The organism is Pseudomonas sp. K5002 (assembly GCF_013386655.1).
In the GTDB taxonomy this organism is placed as follows: domain Bacteria; phylum Pseudomonadota; class Gammaproteobacteria; order Pseudomonadales; family Pseudomonadaceae; genus Aquipseudomonas.
This window is the reverse complement of record NZ_JACARK010001477.1, coordinates 1-435: the sequence shown is the minus strand read 5'-3', so window position 1 is coordinate 435 and position 435 is coordinate 1. Positions and strand designations below refer to the sequence as shown.

At 67.1% G+C, this 435-nt stretch carries 2 protein-coding genes; both read right to left on the bottom strand.

Annotated elements, in window-relative coordinates:
• A partial coding sequence (phnG, locus tag HX846_RS37305; protein WP_178967477.1) for a phosphonate C-P lyase system protein PhnG occupies positions 1-285 on the bottom strand: 285 nt, incomplete at its 3' end.
• A gap of 11 nt (positions 286-296) precedes the next feature.
• A partial coding sequence (locus tag HX846_RS37300; RefSeq protein ID WP_178967476.1) for a UTRA domain-containing protein occupies positions 297-435 on the bottom strand: 139 nt, incomplete at its 5' end.

The following is a 435-nucleotide window of genomic DNA, read 5'->3' as shown; positions in this document are numbered from 1 at the left end:
CGCCAGGGCCGCCAGTTCGGCATGGACCTTGTCGCGCCCGGCCAGGTAGCTGTAGCCGGTGCGCCCGTCAGCCAGGCGCACCACGCAGCGGGTCACGCTCATTTCGCCGAGGTTGAACGGCGCGCCATTGCCGCCCATGCGGCCACGCACCAGGGTCATGCCGATTTCCGGGGCGCGGATCAGTTGGTAATCCACGTCGCGCAAGGCGTCTTCATGGGGCAGCAATTCACTGCGAAAGGCGCGGGCGAGCACGCCGATCCAGTGTTGACGCGGGGACAGGTTCATCGGGGTCTCCATCAGGTCACCACTTGGTACTGGAAGCGATCCGAACGGCTGGTGGACTGCGCCAGCTCCACCGGGCGGCCGTCGCGATCGCGGGAAAGGGTGAATACGGTGAGCGCCGGCAAGTGCCGGGGCATCATCAGCAGTGCGGCT